This window comes from Myxococcales bacterium (assembly GCA_016699535.1).
Taxonomy (GTDB): domain Bacteria; phylum Myxococcota_A; class Polyangia; order Polyangiales.
Genome location: CP064980.1, coordinates 552,277 through 569,651 on the forward strand (window position 1 = coordinate 552,277; position 17,375 = coordinate 569,651).

Annotated in this window: 12 protein-coding genes; 5 read left to right on the top strand and 7 right to left on the bottom strand. The window is 50.3% G+C overall.

Annotated features, from left to right (window positions below):
• Position 1 precedes the first annotated feature (1 nt).
• The 4 genes from IPJ88_02810 to IPJ88_02825 all read right to left on the bottom strand — a co-directional run bounded on the left by IPJ88_02810 (position 2) and on the right by IPJ88_02825 (position 3,941).
• Entirely contained in the window at positions 2 to 295 is a 294-nt protein-coding gene (locus tag IPJ88_02810) for a PqqD family protein (GenBank protein ID QQR90688.1), read from the bottom strand.
• The gene (locus IPJ88_02815; protein QQR90689.1) at positions 296 to 1,141 is read right to left on the bottom strand and encodes a hypothetical protein; all 846 of its coding nucleotides are present in this window, start codon (positions 1,139 to 1,141) and stop codon (positions 296 to 298) included.
• Positions 1,142 to 1,149: 8 nt separating this feature from the next.
• A complete protein-coding gene (locus IPJ88_02820) occupies positions 1,150 to 2,454 on the bottom strand; it encodes a cyclic nucleotide-binding domain-containing protein (protein ID QQR90690.1) in 1,305 nt (434 codons plus the stop codon).
• 77 nt (positions 2,455 to 2,531) lie between these two features.
• Positions 2,532 to 3,941: a DUF4215 domain-containing protein gene (locus IPJ88_02825; GenBank protein ID QQR90691.1), complete on the bottom strand. Its 1,410-nt coding sequence runs from the start codon at positions 3,939 to 3,941 to the stop codon at positions 2,532 to 2,534.
• 111 nt (positions 3,942 to 4,052) lie between these two features.
• Here IPJ88_02825 and IPJ88_02830 point away from each other — a divergent pair, with 111 nt between their 5' ends.
• Together IPJ88_02830 and IPJ88_02835 are read left to right on the top strand one after the other, a co-directional pair.
• Positions 4,053 to 5,153: a DegT/DnrJ/EryC1/StrS family aminotransferase gene (locus IPJ88_02830; protein ID QQR90692.1), complete on the top strand. Its 1,101-nt coding sequence runs from the start codon at positions 4,053 to 4,055 to the stop codon at positions 5,151 to 5,153.
• On the top strand, positions 5,153 to 5,932 hold the full coding sequence (locus tag IPJ88_02835) for an ABC transporter ATP-binding protein (protein ID QQR90693.1): 780 nt from the start codon (positions 5,153 to 5,155) through the stop codon (positions 5,930 to 5,932). Before IPJ88_02830 ends, IPJ88_02835 begins: the two co-directional genes overlap by 1 nt.
• A 67-nt stretch (positions 5,933 to 5,999) precedes the next feature.
• Here the strand turns inward: IPJ88_02835 and IPJ88_02840 are convergent, their stop codons facing one another.
• On the bottom strand, positions 6,000 to 7,151 hold the full coding sequence (locus IPJ88_02840; protein QQR90694.1) for a hypothetical protein: 1,152 nt from the start codon (positions 7,149 to 7,151) through the stop codon (positions 6,000 to 6,002).
• 345 nt (positions 7,152 to 7,496) lie between these two features.
• On the opposite strand from IPJ88_02840, the gene IPJ88_02845 reads away from it, so the two are divergent.
• On the top strand, positions 7,497 to 9,359 hold the full coding sequence (locus tag IPJ88_02845) for a protein kinase (GenBank protein ID QQR90695.1): 1,863 nt from the start codon (positions 7,497 to 7,499) through the stop codon (positions 9,357 to 9,359).
• Between the two features lie 409 nt (positions 9,360 to 9,768).
• Here IPJ88_02845 and IPJ88_02850 read toward each other — a convergent pair whose 3' ends face one another.
• Together IPJ88_02850 and IPJ88_02855 are read right to left on the bottom strand one after the other, a co-directional pair.
• A complete protein-coding gene (locus tag IPJ88_02850) occupies positions 9,769 to 10,779 on the bottom strand; it encodes a hypothetical protein (GenBank protein QQR91947.1) in 1,011 nt (336 codons plus the stop codon).
• A gap of 326 nt (positions 10,780 to 11,105) precedes the next feature.
• Positions 11,106 to 13,082, bottom strand: a complete 1,977-nt coding sequence (locus IPJ88_02855) for a vitamin B12-dependent ribonucleotide reductase (GenBank protein QQR90696.1) — start codon at positions 13,080 to 13,082, stop codon at positions 11,106 to 11,108.
• Between the two features lie 377 nt (positions 13,083 to 13,459).
• On the opposite strand from IPJ88_02855, the gene IPJ88_02860 reads away from it, so the two are divergent.
• Together IPJ88_02860 and IPJ88_02865 are read left to right on the top strand one after the other, a co-directional pair.
• On the top strand, positions 13,460 to 14,188 hold the full coding sequence (locus IPJ88_02860; protein ID QQR90697.1) for a hypothetical protein: 729 nt from the start codon (positions 13,460 to 13,462) through the stop codon (positions 14,186 to 14,188).
• Positions 14,189 to 14,327: 139 nt separating this feature from the next.
• Positions 14,328 to 17,342 carry a hypothetical protein gene (locus IPJ88_02865; protein QQR90698.1) on the top strand — a complete coding sequence of 1,005 codons (3,015 nt, stop codon included), beginning with the start codon at positions 14,328 to 14,330 and terminating at the stop codon, positions 17,340 to 17,342.
• The last annotated feature ends 33 nt before the right edge of the window (positions 17,343 to 17,375 follow it).

Genomic DNA, 17,375 nt, shown 5'->3' on the forward strand with positions numbered 1-17,375 from the left:
ACTATTTAGAGCTTTGAGTCCCCAGGTCCAAAGCCCCGAGCTTATGAAGTTCCGACACAAACGCCAAAACATCCGAACTAAGTTGCTCAATGGTGACATCATATTCTGGGGCAAGCAAGTCGATGATTTCACCGATGCTTCGGCCATCCGCCATCTGCCAGACCCTAGACCCTAAGGGGTTGAGTACGTGCACCTTTTTCTCATCGATGACCACAATCACACTCTTGCCATCGTATTGTCGTGCTGCTACGCGGAAAGACTGCTTGATCGTTGTTTGATTGTTTATGGTATCCACTTATTTTTCACTCGCTCTGTTTTCAAGAAGTGCACGGTGACTTCTTTCAAGCACTGTCTCTATTTCCGCAACTTCTGTCGTCTGAGTCAAGTCATCCAATGCCTCAAGCAACGAGCCTGCATTCTCTGTTGCTAATTCAGTCAATACGTTTTGTTGCAAAAGCATCGCCTGCCGAAGCCTTTGCATGTCGTGTATTTGACTCGTACTGCCCTGACGCACACCGTAGATTGCCCTTAAAGGAAGATGTATATTGCCGCAAAAAGGCTGCTGCAATGCCTCTTTTTCCCCACCCGGCAAAGCCCAAGCGACCCAAGCATGCTGGTCTCGAATGAGAGCAACACGGTCCACTACAAACCACGGCAATTCACTTAGATTGGCCGCGGTCGTTTTACCCGCACCGGAAGGCCCGACAAAAAGCACAGCCGTGCCTTGGCATTCAATGCCGGCAGCGTGAAAAATCAACGCATTTGATCGTCGTAAGATGGCAATTGCGATTGCAATCAGTCCATCAACAAATGCGGCGAGATTGCACTCGACTGTCATCTGCGCATCAAAGATCACCTCAGATTTCAAAGACATTGATACCTGTGCCCCACCCCAAACGCCTTGACCTTGACTACCTTGCCACTGCCATTGTGGGGCATCCGTGCGAAGGACAAAAATGCCATCTTGAAAACGCAGATGGACATAAACATCGCCCAATACTTCTTCTCCGCTTATCTCGCCCGTGCAATCTTTGAGCATGCTTTTTTCTAACAAAAACTGACTTTGGAACTTTTTGTCGAGGTGAAAACGCAAACCCGCGAAAGCAAAACTCCATAACTCTTTTTCGTCTGCAGTGCTCAACGGATGACCTAGATCACAATAGGGATGGTATGATCAACGACGAGATGATTCTCTGCATCTTCCAAAGCTGCATGTTCTTTTTCACGTGACATTGCAAGAGCTTGCAGTTGTTGAAGAAGCTGAGCGTTGGACTGCATGATTTTTTCAAAGCTTTTTTTGCTTAATTCAAAGGCCAGCGTTGCATGTTCTGCAACGACATCAGCGGTAATTTTTTTGCCTAAAACAAGGGCAATTTCTCCTATGACCTCGCCTGCTCCCAGGCGCGCCAGTTGCATGATCTCGCCATCCTTTGTCCGTCGAGTCACCTGCACCGCGCCGCTGGCAATGCAATAGAGGGCGTTTGGGTTTTCACCGGCCTTCAAGAGTGTTTGTCCCTGCTCGAAACGGACTGCTTTAAACTTGGATAGCACTTCACCTTGATCGCGCAACGCGTGCAAAATAGGATTAAACACCAACAGATCGGCAAGCATGCGCCGGTGGCAAAAACTTCCCAAAGCCTCGGCAAGCTTTGCTTGCTTTGATATCTGCCTTTCAACTTGCTCACGTTGCAGCACGAGCAGTGAACAGGGTGATTTGCTGCGCAAGGTGCTGTACCTTGGTGCATCACTAGTAAGGACTTCTTGTCCCACTACCGAAGCCGCAGCAAGTTCGCGACTCAATCGGCGAGCTTGATGGTCTGTGCGGTAGTGCTCGAGCTCGCCATGAAGCAGGCAATACCATTCACTGCCATATGCGCCCTCGCTGAAAACATACTCATCCGCCCCGTAGTGACGCAGATGAGCTGAACTTAACAGAGCAGTAAACGATTGTTCATCAATCTCCGAAAACAACGGCAACATCGGCACACTGTCTTTCGAAGCTGGAAGGTCTTGCATCAGGAAACTTTCCAATTGTTTCTCCGCTCGCCCAAACAACTGCTCTTCGTCAAGCTTGAGATCGCCATCAATGCTTTTACACGAAGTGGGCAAGGGCGGTGTCCACGATTTTCGATCAAGCTTGGCCGATGCCGAAGAAAAAACAGCGGCAAGTTTCGAGAACTGGGGCTCGGGCGCTGCACCAAACTGCACGGCATACTCTGCAGCAAGCACGGCCAAGGGAAAATCACCAGCGCTCTGGCAGAGTTCTTGGACCTTAAGCAAGGCTGGCATCGCAAGAGCGCTGCCCTTTTTTCTGCCAAGCACCAGCGCCATCGTTAATACACAAAGTGGATGCTGTTGTTCGGTGTCGGTTTCTGGCAATGCGAAGCGCAAAGCCTCGAAAGGCTTAGATAGCAGCCAGGCCCGATAAGCCCGATTCGCGGTTTCATAATTCATACGGTATCCAACGAGTGCACAGAATAGCGCCGAATATTGTAAAAACTCAACGAGGTACAGTTAGATGCTTTGCTGGCTTATGGGGCTTCGCCGACAATTCGGGCCGTGGTCGCCGAGAAAGTCACCGCGGCAGGCACACCATCGGCGATGGCGGGATTCAGGGCACAATCGCCATTGGGATCGCTGCCATCGCCTTTGACTTCGCTTCCATCACCATCAAAGCAACGCGTGATAATCGCCTGGCATTGCCCATCACCTCTATCAATCTCAAAGCGCTCAAGTCCATCACCATCAATATCAACGTAGGCACTAAAACTTGTATCTTCAGTCATCTCAACGTTAGCAAGGCCAATGCGGTCACCAGTTAGCGCTACAGCTCCTGCCACGAGAATATCGGCCAAGGAGTAGGGTTGCTCATCGCGGCTTGCGCCATTGTCGCAACGCGTATCATCGCGGCTAAGAAAATTGAGCAACACCGAATCTTTTTGATCAGCTAGGCTGCGAATGGGCAGTACACCACAAAGCAAACCGTCTTCGAGGCCATTGACTTCGTTCTGATCATTGCGTGTTGTGGTTAAGTTCAAAAATGCACGCTCAAAATCCAAGCGAATGCTAATCGAAAGAATCGGAATGGTGAGCGACAAAAACTCAGGACCGCCGGATAACGCTCCATCCACAATACTTGCGTTAATAGACGCCTCTGGTCTGAGAGCTTCGTCAAAGAAACCCTTGGGATAAAGAAAAGGTGCATTGCCATCAAGATTACCGTCTGCAGTATCAACCCCATCGATGCCATTGAACAAAGCTAGCGCGAGTTCGCTGTCATTCAGCGCGCTTGGATCATCGAGGCCTAAGGCATGGAGCACAAATAAAATTGAACTTCCCAAATAGCTTCCATCCGACTTTAAACCGCTGGTGTTAATTAACTGGAGGGGGTTATCGCCAAGTGCTCGCGCAAATGCGTTATCGATCACACCATCGCCCGAGTAATCACAGCCAATTTCAGCGCTCGCAATTTGCAATGTATTAATAATGAAGCTGTGTTCTTTTAGACAATCTTTGCCGCAGCCATCCCAAGGCGTGTTGTTATCATCCGTGCAACTAGCGTCGGCGGCGCCCTCGCTGCATACATCGCGCGACAAACAATCTTGCGCGCAGTAATCCTGCCCGTCGCACACTTCACCCGCAGCAAGATCGCGCAGACCGTTGCCGCAACTCTCCGTTCGAGAACAGTTTGCTATACAACCATCTCCGGAAAGAGTGTTGTGATCATCACAGGCTTCCTCCCCCTCTACTTCGCCATTGCCGCAATAGTCTTCATAAAGGCAAAGTGCGCTGCAACCATCACCATCAAGCGTGTTACCGTCATCGCAGGATTCGGTGGGTTCAAGTACAGAATTGCCACATTTTTGGCTAAACGAGCTGCTCGAACCACCGCAGGCCAGCAACAGGGGACATCCTACGAGAAAGAAAAAACGAAACTGCATGCGACTCCTTGATTCAAGAAGGCTACTGTAGTGGACAGATGCCCCTTCGGCCAGGCAAAATCGCGTAGTCTCGTTTTAATAGCTTGACGCATCGCGTCGGCAGAAAGCCCCATGAACGCAAAGACCACTATTCCTTTATGTAAACCGCTTCTCGAAGAAGAAGAATGCTCTGCTGCGCTTACGGTTCTTAAAAGCGGCATGCTCGTGCAAGGCGAGCAAGTGGCGCGCTTTGAAGCTAAGAGTGCTGAACTGCTAGAGCAGGCTCATATCGTCGCTTGCTCCAACGGCACCAGTGCTCTGTACCTCGCGCTAAAAGCGCTGGGCATAAAAAAGGGCGATGAAGTGTTGTGTCCTGCGCTCACCTGGCCAAGCCCTGCCAACGCGATCGCGCTTTGCGGAGCAACCGTTGTTCTGGTCGATGTCGACCGAAAAAGCTGGAACATGGATCCGGCAAAAGTTCCAGCAGCGCTCTCAGCGCATACCAAGGCTGCCATTGTCGTGGATCAATTCGGTATGCCAGCGGACTACGATGCTTTGGAAGATGCGCTCGGGGATATCCCACTCGTAGAGGATGCAGCGTGCAGCTTGGGCAGCTCCTACCGAAACAAAGCTTGTGGCAGCTTAGGCAGCATTGCAACGGTCAGCTTTCATCCACGTAAGATTGTAACCACCGCAGAAGGCGGGCTTTGTGCAACCAACCGCGGCGAGCTCGCCACACGAATGCGCACCCTGCGTAATCACGGGCAAAGCCGTCCTGGCGAATTTGAAATTTTTGCTCACAATTTTAGACTGACTGAAATGGCAGCGGCTATTGGATCGGCACAGTTGGACCGCCTCGGCTTCATCGTTGATAAGCGCCGAAGTCTTGCTCTGCGTTATAAAGAAAAATTGCCCAAGCTTACCTGGCAGCATGAAGATTCAGCAGCCAAAAGCAACTACCAAACCATGGGCTTTATCGTCGATGAATCAGATCATCCAAGCCCAGAAGCGATCATCAGCGCGCTGACTCAAAGCGGTATTCAAGCGGGAAAACTGAGCTACGATCTATCAGCCCTCTCTTCGCTCGAAGGTCATCGACGCATCCCGACAGCGATTAAAGAAGCAAGCCGCATCGCAGCGCAGGGCCTGGCCCTGCCTCTGTATCCGCAAATGACGACACCGGAGCAAGATCGCGTTATAAATGCACTCAATGATATTATAGGATTGAGCTGATGAGTGAAGAGCAGAACGAACACGTCCTGGACGTAAAAAATCTTTACAAAACATTTCACATTGGTTTTTTTCGCAAACGTGTTGAAGCCGTGCGCGGCATGAGTTTTGAAGTCAAACAAGGTGAAGTGCTTGGCTTGCTTGGACCCAATGGCGCAGGCAAAACCACCACCATCAAAAGCACCTTGCAGCTTATTGCTCCGAGCAGCGGTGAGATTCGCTTGTTTGGACAGGATGCCAGCAACGTCGCCCTGCGAAAACGTATCGGCTACTTGCCAGAAAACCCCTACGTCTATCAATATTTGCGGCCCATGGAGTTTTTGGATTTGTGCGGACGACTCTCTGGAATGAGCGGAAAAAAACGCACACAGCGCGCCGAAGAGCTCATTGAAAAAGTAGGCTTAACGCATGCCATGGATCGTTTTATTGGCAAGTTTTCTAAAGGCATGCTGCAGCGCATCGGTATCGCGCAAGCCCTTTTGCACGATCCTGAGTTTTTGATTTTGGATGAGCCGATGAGTGGTCTTGATCCCATTGGCCGCGCCGATGTGCGTGGCATAATTCAAGAACAGCACCAAGCCGGCAAAACCATTTTGTTCACCAGTCACATTCTTAGCGACGTCGAAGCGCTTTGCGAACGCGTCGTCATCATGAACCAAGGCAAGCTTGCCATTGAAGGCAAACTCAAGAATCTACTTGATTCCGAGCAACGCCACTCCCTTGAAGCCATCTTCGTCCGCGAGACCCGCAAAGATGACAAAATTGTCGTTAAAAATGCATAAAACATGCCAATTCTGTCATGTTTTACGCAAATTCATGCCATTTTAATTTCATCGTAGGCCGTGAGTGCTAGTCCCTAATCGGATACAGCGCATCGCAGGCACGAACGGCGTCGTGAAGCGCGATGTCAGGATAGCTGGACCTCCCTGCCTCGACGCGTTCCAAGTTCTTGAACAATGCCGCCAAGTAACATTGATAGAAATTCAAAGCGATGGTCATTTTATCGATGAGCTCTTGTAGTTCTTTTGCAAGCTCCGCTCCTATATTGTTAGCAAGATTTTCTAAGATTCGAATGTAGTCCCTGATGGCTGCAATCAATTTTTGAGCCCACACAATGGATGCTTGTGCTTCACATGCTTTATCTCCAGCACACTTGCGCCCCGCGCTTTTGTATTCCTGGGGCAAGCTGTTTAGTTTTTCGGTATGACCTTGAGAGGCTTTCTCCCAGGGTTTGCCATAGATGGCAGCAACCAGGATCGTTTGCGCTGCAAGAGCTATCAGTTGATTAAAGAGCTGCACTTTAACTTCCGCCGTAAATGCGATACGGGGCTCGGCATAGGGATCGCTCAGTTGCACTGCAATTATAGACTGCCGATACGCTTCAGCAGAAAGCATCTGATCAAACCAGAGCCCGAGCTCATCCAAGGATTCGGGCAAAGTTGCTTGGCTTGGGATAAGGCCTACAAGTTCTGCTAGACCAAGCCAAAATGTTTTCAAGCTCTCTTCATCGACACTGTTTGCAGTATACATCGCGCTGTTTGCATCAAGCATAGCGCTAAAAATCTCTGGAACTGCTTGGCTAGCAAGCTCAACAAAGTATTCATCACGGCTCACCACCAAACCTTGCTCGTAAGCCTGCTGGTAGCTGTATTCGATCCACGAACCATCGATCGTCGCACCACCTTGCCACCAATTGGCAAACTCTTCAGAAACGATGCCTTTTAGAGCGCTCAGCCTTGCTTGATTGTACTGCGCTGTTTCACCGGCGAGGTAGACCATGCCATAACCCGCGGCGATTACGGCTGCAAAGCCAAGCACTGTCATCCCACCTGCGATGATCGCTCCTGTTTCAACAATGGGCTCGATGATCAAGGCTGCCGCCATGGACTCATCATCGGAACTCTCCGTTGCGCTGCTTCCATTGTACGCGCTGCAGCTCGCAAGTGAGGCGATAAGTACCGTGACTAGCGCGCCGTTAATTGTCCTCGAAACAAATGTCATAGAAGCTTCCAAAGCAAAAGTTATGGATGCATGGAAGAGTGCAAGCGCTATGCCAAATCACATTCCATCGACCATGCTTAGAAACCGCTGTTTTCATTCGTGAATTGGCTTTTTGCGACTCACCTGCACTTAGCTTTACCGACCTATGGACTCAGGACCACAGACCCCGCCTATTTTTGAGACGTAAGAGAATTGCTTTGTGTTTCATTCGTAATTTCAAAAGCTTGAATGTGCCACCTTCAGTTTTGATGGGGACGCCACGGTGTTTCCTTCCGATGCACGAGCTAGCAAAGAGTTCTTCTTTTACGCGGCCGAATTTTTGTGCTAATTTGTGCGTTTCAAACCATGCAGCGCGCTTCGACACTTGGCCAGCGTTTAGGGCCCTATGAACTGATGCATAAGATCAGTGTCGGCGGCATGGCCGAAACCTTTTTGGCGCGCCGAAGGGGACCCGGCGGCTTTGAGCAGCAGGTTTGCATCAAACGTGTGTTGCCTGCCTTTGCTGAGGACAAAGAGTTTGCACGATTGTTCTTAGACGAAGCCAAACTTGCAGCGCAGCTTCGCCATACCAACATCGTGCAAGTCTATGATTTTGGTGTTGAAGACGACACTTATTACATGGCGCTCGAGCTCATTGAAGGCATGGACATGCGCCACTTGCTGCGCGTGCTTGGTGAGCAAGACCGCACGATGGCGCCAAAGCTTGTCGCTATTATCGCCACTGAAATCGCGAGCGCTCTGGAGTACGCACACCATCTTGAAATCAACGGCAAAGCTGCTGGCATTGTGCACCGAGATATTTCGCCATCAAACGTTCTACTAAGTTACACAGGCAGTATTAAGCTAGCTGATTTCGGCATTGCTAAAGCAACAACGCATGCGCATGTCACGCGTAGCGGCGTAGTCAAAGGCAAGGTGCCGTACATGGCCCCTGAACACGCGACCGGAGCCGAAATCGATGCGCGAAGTGATTTGTTTTCCTTGGGCGTTTTGCTCTACGAAGCGCTTGCGGGCTTCCGCCCTTACGATGGCCCCAACGATGTAGCCACGCTCACAAACCTTATCAACGGCAAATACAAGCCTCTCGCTGAAGCCGCCCCAGAAGCACCGAAGCACTTCGCGGATATCATCGAGAAACTACTCAATGCCGATCCGGACAAGCGCTATCAAAGCGCAGGAGAGCTGCTCGATGCACTGGTGCTATCTGCCCCGCCTTCAACGACGCGACGCGCCTTAGGCACTCTCGTCAAAGAAGCACGCTCGACACAACCTACCCCTGTTGAACTCGCCAAGACATCAACCAGCAGCGGCGTCATCTCACGTCCATCTGATGCGCTATCCGTGTCCGATGCTAGCGAGGAGAGCCAGGAATCATCGCCCAACGAACGCGAAACCAAAGGCAAAGGCAGTTGGGACTTAGCTACACGAACCAAGGAGGCTTCAGCCGATCCTTCTGGGCAGATTGTGCATCAAACGCCGAGTCCTGCTACGCCCGCTATCACACAACAAGAAGCTCTCGCTGAAACGGTTGCCGCTGAGGCCATCGAAACCCCCGCACCGCTTTCGACATCGATACCTTCAAAAACTTTTCTCTCCTCTGTCACCCTTCCTGAATTTGTTCAAAAACGCAAAGCTCCTTTTTCTGTACTAGCAATTGCTATTGTGGTCGCGGGCATCACGCTTGCGTTGTTGTGGCAAAAGAATACAGCCATGCCGGTTGAGAAGACCGAAGAGCAACAAGCTACTGTCGAGCAAACTACACCTCCGGCTCAAAGCAAAACAGCCGCTGCTCAAGCCGAAGAAGAAATTCTAAATGCTGCTCCCGATGAAGAGCTCAAGCCCCTAGAGACCCAAGGCGAAGAGGGCAGTAAAATGATGGCCGAAGCCGACAGCGAGTCAACACCCGAGCAAAGCATTATCGAGGAAGAAGAAGTCGACAAATCAAGTGGACGTCGGCACCAAGCACGCCAAGGCAGCGTTTCAGCGCGCATTACTCCCTGGGGAAATGTTTGGATCAACGATAAGTTTGCCGGCAAGAGTCCTATCCTTCGCGATCTTGATCCGGGAACCTACCGCATTGGCGGTGGTCACACTCGCCCTATTATGTTCAAGAATATAAAGATACGCTCAGGACGTGTGCAGAAAGTGCAAATGCACATTACCCGCGAACAAGTCCTCGAAGCCGAAGAAAAACGTAAAGGACGTTAGATTTAACTAACTGTTTGGACCGCTGCACAGCAGCGCTCCAAAGAGGGGATTCACGCGTCTCCCCTCCCGAGCGCGCTTTGCGCGTCGGCTCCCTCCCCTGCGGGCTCGCTTTGCTCGCGGGGGTGGCTGCTGGCTAATTTTGGAATTGCTTAGGTTGTTAGCTTTGACTGTTTGGACCGCTGCGTAGCAGCGCTCCAAAGAGTGGATTCACGCGAATCCCCTCCCGAGCGCGCTTTGCGCGTCGGCTCCCTCCCCTGCGGGGCTCGCTTTGCTCGCGGGGGTGTGGGGTTAGCGGGTTTTTAACGTAAACAGCGTTGCATAGCTTGGGAGACACAAGCGAGGAGGTAAGCCGAAGCCACGAAAAGCTCGGGAAAAGTCCCTACTGCGAAGAAACTACCTATTCAATTGTTTAGCTGCAGCCTACGCTGGCGCCGCAGTTCAGACACTTATAACATGAGCCGTTACGCACAGTGATGTGACCACAGCTATCGCACATGGGAGCATCACCCATCATTTCACCCAGCTGCTGATTCATCGCGTTCGTGCTGCCATGTCCTGGAATTTCACTAACCATGGCTGGCGGCGGCTCTGAGTTAACATTGCCCCCTGGCAGTTGCTTGTGCGTATTGAGATCGGTTGGGTTTTGGATCTCATCTTGCACTTCTTGCGGTGGCACATGCGCAAAGTCATAGCGCTTGAGGTACTCCACTCCAAGCACGCGGAACACATAGTCAATCATCGATGTAGCAAACTTAACATTCGGATGACCTTCAACAGGGCCCTGCGGCTCAAAGCGCGTAAAGGTGAACTGCTCCACAAAGGAGCTGAGCGGTACACCATGCTGCAATCCCATCGACACACTGATGGCAAAACAGTTCATAAGTGATCGGAACGCTGCACCCTCTTTGTGCATATCCACAAAGATCTCACCAAGCGAGCCGTCTCCGTATTCACCGGTACGCAAGAACACCTTATGTCCTCCAACCCGTGCCTCTTGAGTGAAACCTGTGCGCTTTTTAGGCAAACGATGCCGTGTGGACTGCGGAGGCCGTGCACCCTCAGCAGGTTTGGCTACAGCAGCTACTTTTTGCTCCGAGCTTGTCTCACTCTTTTCATGACTCTCATCATTGCTCGTGGAAAGGGGCTGAGACCATTTGCAACCATCGCGGTAAAGCGCAATGGCTTTAAGGCCAAGCTTCCAGCCCTCGAGGTAGATGTTTTCAACATCTTCCACGGTTGCTTCATTCGGAAGATTCACCGTTTTTGAAATCGCACCAGACAAGAATGGCTGAGCAGCTGCCATCATGCGCACGTGTGAAATCGGTGCCAAAAAGCGTTTGCCAGTTTTGCCACAACGATTGGCGCAATCAAACACAGGCAAATGCTCGTCACGTAAATATGGAGCGCCTTCAATGGTCATGCGGCCAATGACATGGTCGTTGAGCGCCCCGAGTTCTTTATCCGAGAGACCAAAGAATCTTGCCAAATTAAAGCCCGGCTTACTGATATCCGCTTTAGGCACACCGATTCGCTCGTAAGCCTCTTTGCCAATAACCCAAGGAGCTAGCGCCTGTGAGACATCAAACACACCCGGCAGCGCCACTTCAGCCTTGGCGATTTCTGCTTCGGTCAGACCTTTTTCAAGCAACAGCTTACGTGAAAGTTTCGGCGCGTTGGTAAAGGTATTGGTGCCCGAAACATAAGCAATGATTTCTGCGATCTGACCTTCAGTATAACCCAAACGCTTTAGCGCTTCAGGCACACTTTGGTTGACGATCTTGAAGTAGCCACCGCCCGCAAGTTTTTAAACTTAATCAGCGCAAAGTCTGGCTCGATACCTGTGGTATCGCAGTCCATAAGCAACCCGATGGTGCCCGTGGGGGCAAGCACCGTGGTTTGCGAGTTACGATATCCGTAAAGCTCACCAAGTGCATACGCTTGATCCCACGCTTCACGCGCCGCTTCCACCAAATAGTCTGGTGGATTCATGCTACCATCATGACATATGCCGGGGCTGTTTTCGCTGCCGATACGGTAAGCTGCGTCACGATGCTTTTGAATCACGCGCAACATGGGCTCACGGTTGTTGGCATAACCTGCAAAGGCTCCTTTGGATGCTGCAACTTCAGCAGATGTCTTATAAGCATGGCCGCAGAGTATTGAAGTTAGAGCGCTGCAAATCGCACGACCCTGATCGCTGTCATACGATACACCAAGCCGCATCAATAGGGTTCCGAGATTTGCATAACCCAAACCAAGTGGCCGATAATCATGGCTGTTTTGCGCGATGGGTTTGGTTGGATAGCTTGCGTAATCCACCAAGATTTCCTGCGCGACAATCAAGAGTCGAATGGTGTGACGGTAAGCGTCCACATCGATGCTGCCATCTTCTCTTAAGAGCTTGGTTAGGTTGATCGATGATAAGTTACACGCCGTATCATCCAAGAACATGTATTCCGAACATGGGTTGGAAGCATTAATGCGATCGGTATTGGAACAGGTATGCCAATCGTTGATGGTCGTGTCGTATTGAAGACCTGGATCGGCACAGTTCCAAGCACTCTCTGCTACTTTGGGCCACAAGTCTCGAGCTTTATAGGTAGCGTTTACACCGCCATCGGTGCGGTTACGCGTGTGCCAATCTTCATCATTTTGCAACGCTTTCATAAACTCATCGTTGACACGAATGGAGTTGTTGGAGTTTTGCCCTGAGATCGTATGGTAAGCTTCGCCGTTGAAATCTGAACTGTAGCCGGCATCAATCAGTGCCTTAGCTTTTTGTTCTTCTTTGGTTTTCCATTCAATGAAGTCAACGATTTCTGGATGGTCCATATCAAGACAGACCATCTTTGCTGCACGGCGCGTAGTCCCGCCCGATTTGGTTGCGCCTGCTGCTCGATCAAGCACTTCGAGAAAGCTCATTAAGCCAGATGAAGTACCACCACCAGAGAGTTTTTCTTGCCGGCCGCGCAAACGTGAAAAATTCGTGCCCGTGCCTGAGCCGTACTTGAACAAACGTGCTTCGGTTTTAACCAGCTCGTAGATGCCCATGAGATCGTCGGACACACTTTGAATAAAACAGGCTGAGCACTGAGGCTGCTCATAAGCGGTACGGGTCTCCACGATAGCGTCTTGCTCTGCGCTCCAAGCATAGTTGCCGCCACTGCCCTCAATGCCGTAGCGCTGAAACAATCCTGCGTTGAACCATACCGGTGAGTTGAACGCGGCGATCTGATGAACCAAAATATAGCTTAGCTCTGCTTCAAAGGCGTCGGCATCGTCGCTGCTCGCAAAATAGCCACCTTGTTTTTCACCCGATTCACGAATGCTGTGCGCCACACGATAGATGAGCTCCCCTACACTTCGCTCACCCTTTTTCGCATCACCATGAATACCCGCTTTGCGAAAGTACTTCGAAACAGCAATATCGGTTGCTAGCTGAGACCAACCTTCAGGAACTTGAACGTCCCGCATTTCAAACACGGTGCTACCGTCTTGCCCACTGATCACGCTATCGCGTTTGACGTATGTCACATCGTCCAGCGGGTTGCTGCCTGCTTTGGTAAAGCGGCGTGGCTGTTTTAGACCTTGAGCCGAGCTTTTTATCTCCGAATGCGACAAAATCGCACCGTCTGCTGAAGCAAGTGTGGATTTACCCTCTTTGCTTCCGTTCATGACACTACCGGCACCATTTACTTCACTTCCACGCGCATACAGAGCCAAGGGGACCTCCAAAATTTCAACAGTGTTTTCAGCTAGTTAGATTAAGAAAGCTAAAGTTGTTCACAATTTACCCACAAGGAGTGGGGATAGATTCAATAAGTAACCACTATATCTAGTGGGAAGCTCCCGGTGTACAGATCTGGTTTTAGGAGGTCAACACTTTGCTTAACTTGCTTGTATTTTTCTTTTAAATGTTTTTGATTACAATCACTTAGTCTCGAGTGCCCCAATGTGCCTACAGGTGTGCAAGTACTTACCTTGGATGACCCACGTATAAGCCAGTCTGCACAAAACATGCCCGTTTCCACCATACTTTTCAGTATACTACCTGTTGTGTATACTCTGCAAAAAAACCACAATATGATGATTTTTCTCTCATGAAAGCGGCTACTTGGCGAAATTGGTCGTTCTGGCTGCTAAGTTTTACAACTGGCCTGACAATTGCCACGATCGTTTCTGATAATATTGAGCTTTCTCCGATTTTAGCTTTCGGAATCGCATTTGTGGCCGTCGGAGTCTTCGTGTTGGGCATAGCATCAAGTGCACCTTACACAGGCCCTAAGCACGCAATAACGTTCGTTTTTCTGGCTATTTTTGGCTTATTTACTGCTCCGGTCCTGCAACATTACCTAAGCTCATTGCTACTCTGTGCACTGATAAATTTATCTCTTTGCGTCTGCGGCAGCGTCACTGGGGCGTTTATTGGTTACCGCATCCAATATACCTGGCACCTTTTTTGGGTAGCGATCGTCTCTTCAGTGGTCGATCTGTACAGTGTTTTTCACTCCAGCGGCCCGAGCGCCAGGCTCATCGAGCATCCCGAAGCGCTTTCGCTTTTAACCTTAGCCTGGCCCATGTGGGGAAGCAGCGATCTTGTTCCCATCTTGGGCGTAGGCGATCTGGTGTTTGCTGCGCTTTACCTTAGTGCAAGCCGGCGCCACGGTTTATCTCTCATGCGAAGCCTGATCGGCCTTGCTATTGGTTTATTCCTTACACTCATTTCGCTTTATTACTTTAGACGCGCCATTCCTGCCTTGCCGTTCTTGGGTCTGGGCATGCTCTTAGCGCACCCCACGCTGCTCACGAAAGCCTTCGCCCAAAAGTAACTTCTGTCCTCAGTTCATAGGGCCTAACAAAACGGCTCCAAGGTGTGTTTTGTAGGGAAGAAGTACAAAACCATAAGAGAATTTGGGGCGGCTAAACAACGCTACGCTGGCATGAGATTTGCTCATTTCAAAGCTAGAAATGAAGCAGGCACTCTCACTTTTCTCTACATCAAAGCCCATCGCTTGTGCGCTTGTGTTAGCCTATCTTGTCGGTCTTTGTGCGTGTCTGCCCTTTTCGCAAGATGACAGTGAAGGCGCTGCTTCCGCCTACAGCGAAGCGGAGTTAAATCTCGATTCATTTTCCTGCCCCGACGGACAGCTTCGGGACTCTGCATCCGGTCTATGTTTTGCTGCCTCGAGCGAAAGCACCGTCGTATACGAGAGCACCGATTTTCGACTCGAGACGGAGTCAGCCGACCTTGCTGTACCCCCCAGTGCTGGGGTGCCAAGTGCAAGTGAAATTAAAGTTTATACCGATTTGATCTCTTCGCTTTACGTCCAGCCCGCTGCGCTAAGACAACAACCTTTCAACGAAGCTTTTCAAGCACAACTCAACTCGCTGAGCAAAGGAAGCGAAGCTGAAACCGAGTTCTTCGCGGGATTGCTCAATGAGTACTACGGAATTTGGAAAGGCTTTCACCGACGCGCGGAACTTATTTCTAAGTTTGAACAAGTTGATCGCGATACCCTTGCTCAGTGCGCGCTTGATATGGGCCAAGGTTTGCCCACCGTAGATTGCGTGCAATCTTATCTTTCAGTTGCTCCGCTAATCAGTGATGCTAACCGTGAAACACCTCTTCAAGAACAAAGTGTCCTTGAAAGCTACGAGCATAGTTTGCAAAGCCTGTGGTACCTGATGCACGGCAGCCCCAGTCAAATCGCTATCGATCATGCTGAGGCCATCAAGTTTCAAGAAGTCGCGCCTTCTTTGCTGGCGCTCTTTGATGCACTCGGCAAACAACTTCTTCAGGCCCAACAGTATCATCGCTTGATCCACCTGGAAGCTTTTGTTGATACCGGTGACGGTATTAAGTGGGCGCCGGTGGGTCGCTGGGCCGAGAGCGCAGCACAAGCCATTGCCGATCACGTTGCCCAAGGTTTCGAGCAAACAGCCTATCAACTTTGGGAATTTCGTTATTTCATCGAAGCAGTTCGGTATGCAGTCGATCAAACGGTGACGCTCAACAGCGATCTACTCAAAAAGTCACAAGACTGGCCCTTAGAAGACGCTTGGCAACTTGCTATTGTGGCTGACAGCATCAACCTTTTGGAACGCTATACCGATTCAGAAAACTTTGCCACGCTTAGCAAAGTCCATCACCATTTACTCGCTGAATGGCAAAGCAAAAGCGATTTGCCGGAATTCATCTACGCGATTGGAGACAAACTCGGCATTGAACGCAGCATGGATGCCATGGTGATTCGCTCAGCATTGTTGTGTGCCGGGGTTTCACTGGCTGGAGCGTTGATCGCTGGGCCGATTGGCGCATTTTGGGCAGGCATGATCGCATGCTTACCCATCACCGCGTTTGATGTCTATCAATTGGTCGTTCTTAGCGAATTGGCAACCGCTTCAGTACTTCTTTCCAACTACGGCATCGAAGATACCGTAGCTCTTGTGCCTATCAGCTACCGCAACGAGCGCGTTCAGGCCGCGAATATCGCCAGCTTGGCCGTGCTCATTGATGCGGCGAGCATCGGACTCGATGTAGCCGAAATCCTTAGCAAAGCTGACGAAGTTGCCGAAGGCCTTGAACGAGCCTCCCGCATATATTCAGGAGCAAAAGCCCGTATGCAAGGACTCCTAAATATCGTCAATGATTTTCGTCACAGTGAACGGTTGGCTGACTTGATCTATCAACTTCAATTGGATCGACTACGACTAGGTGCACCTTTTATTTCCAGAGCGGGACGAGGCCTTAGTTCATCGCTAGCGCAAGACCTATGGCAACGAGCCATTAATACACCGTTTGGAGAAGGACTGATTGAGCTTGGCGTTGAAATTGAATCAATGCTCCCAGAACTCACGAATTATTTTAAACCTTCCCGGTATATCAGCGATCAGCAATGGTTGAGCCTCGGTCTCGTTGAGCGTGCAAAACAATTAGACGTTGCGCTTTACGGTGGCATTGAGCAAACCATTGATTGGGTTCCCCTTGCTCGCACCCCGGAGTTTCTCGATCCTGTCGTTCAAATCGAACGCTACAATAGCTCATCGTTTTGGGAAATTACCTTCAGCAAGGATTTCTTATCCAATACCTTGGATGCTCTGAGTGAAAAGTTTTCGAGGATAGCGGACATTGTCGAGGGATTGCACATTCACATCAGCTTTCCCTGGTCCAAGACAGCCGCCGAAACTGAGTCTGAAAATGTTGTTAAACTCTGGGTCTTGGCCAATGAAAAAGTAGCCATGAAAACCTTGGCTGAAAAACCACGATGGGCCGTCGCGAATGGACGACTGGGGATTCCCAATTTTGCTGATTTACAAAAAGCTGTAGCTCTCCTGAAAAAAATGTCGACCGAACCCATCGGTGAAGCCTTAGATTGGCTCTGCAAGTACAACTGGGTAGGCTTGCGCCATTCAGTCTACGAAGTTGCCGAGCGTATTGGTCTTGAAATCCGTGGAAGACTGATTAGCAACGAGGATAAAATGGATCTTGCTGCTCATCTCATGCAGTCCCTTGAATCGCCCCACGAGGCCATTGCTTTAGGCCCAGGGGCTCGAGGCATACGACTTGATGATGTTTCCTTGGCCTGGTTTGATCATGCCAATAACGTTGTTGACGATCCTGAAGTACTTCGTGTCATGCTCATCTACGAAGGTAAGGATATCTCGAGTTTACCAACCTACGTTCGTTTGCCGCTGACTCGATGGGAAGAACGTGGTTACTTACAGCCATTTACCAAAGTAATCACAGAGGCTCGTGAGACCTTCCTAGAGCGCATGAAAGACATTGCCACCACGACCCCTGAAAAACCTAGCGAAGCAGAGCTGCGGATCCTTCGACATAAGGTGACGGAAGCTATTTCCGAATGGTCTCAAAAACCCCGGCTTTGGGAGCACTACTATCTCCCTTGCTCCGAGCCCCTTGTGCTGCGTTACTCCAGCTCCAAAAAAACTTTGTCTTTTTATTTGTGTTTTAGAAATAGCTGATATATAAGCCGCCTCCCGATCGCGATTTTGCGC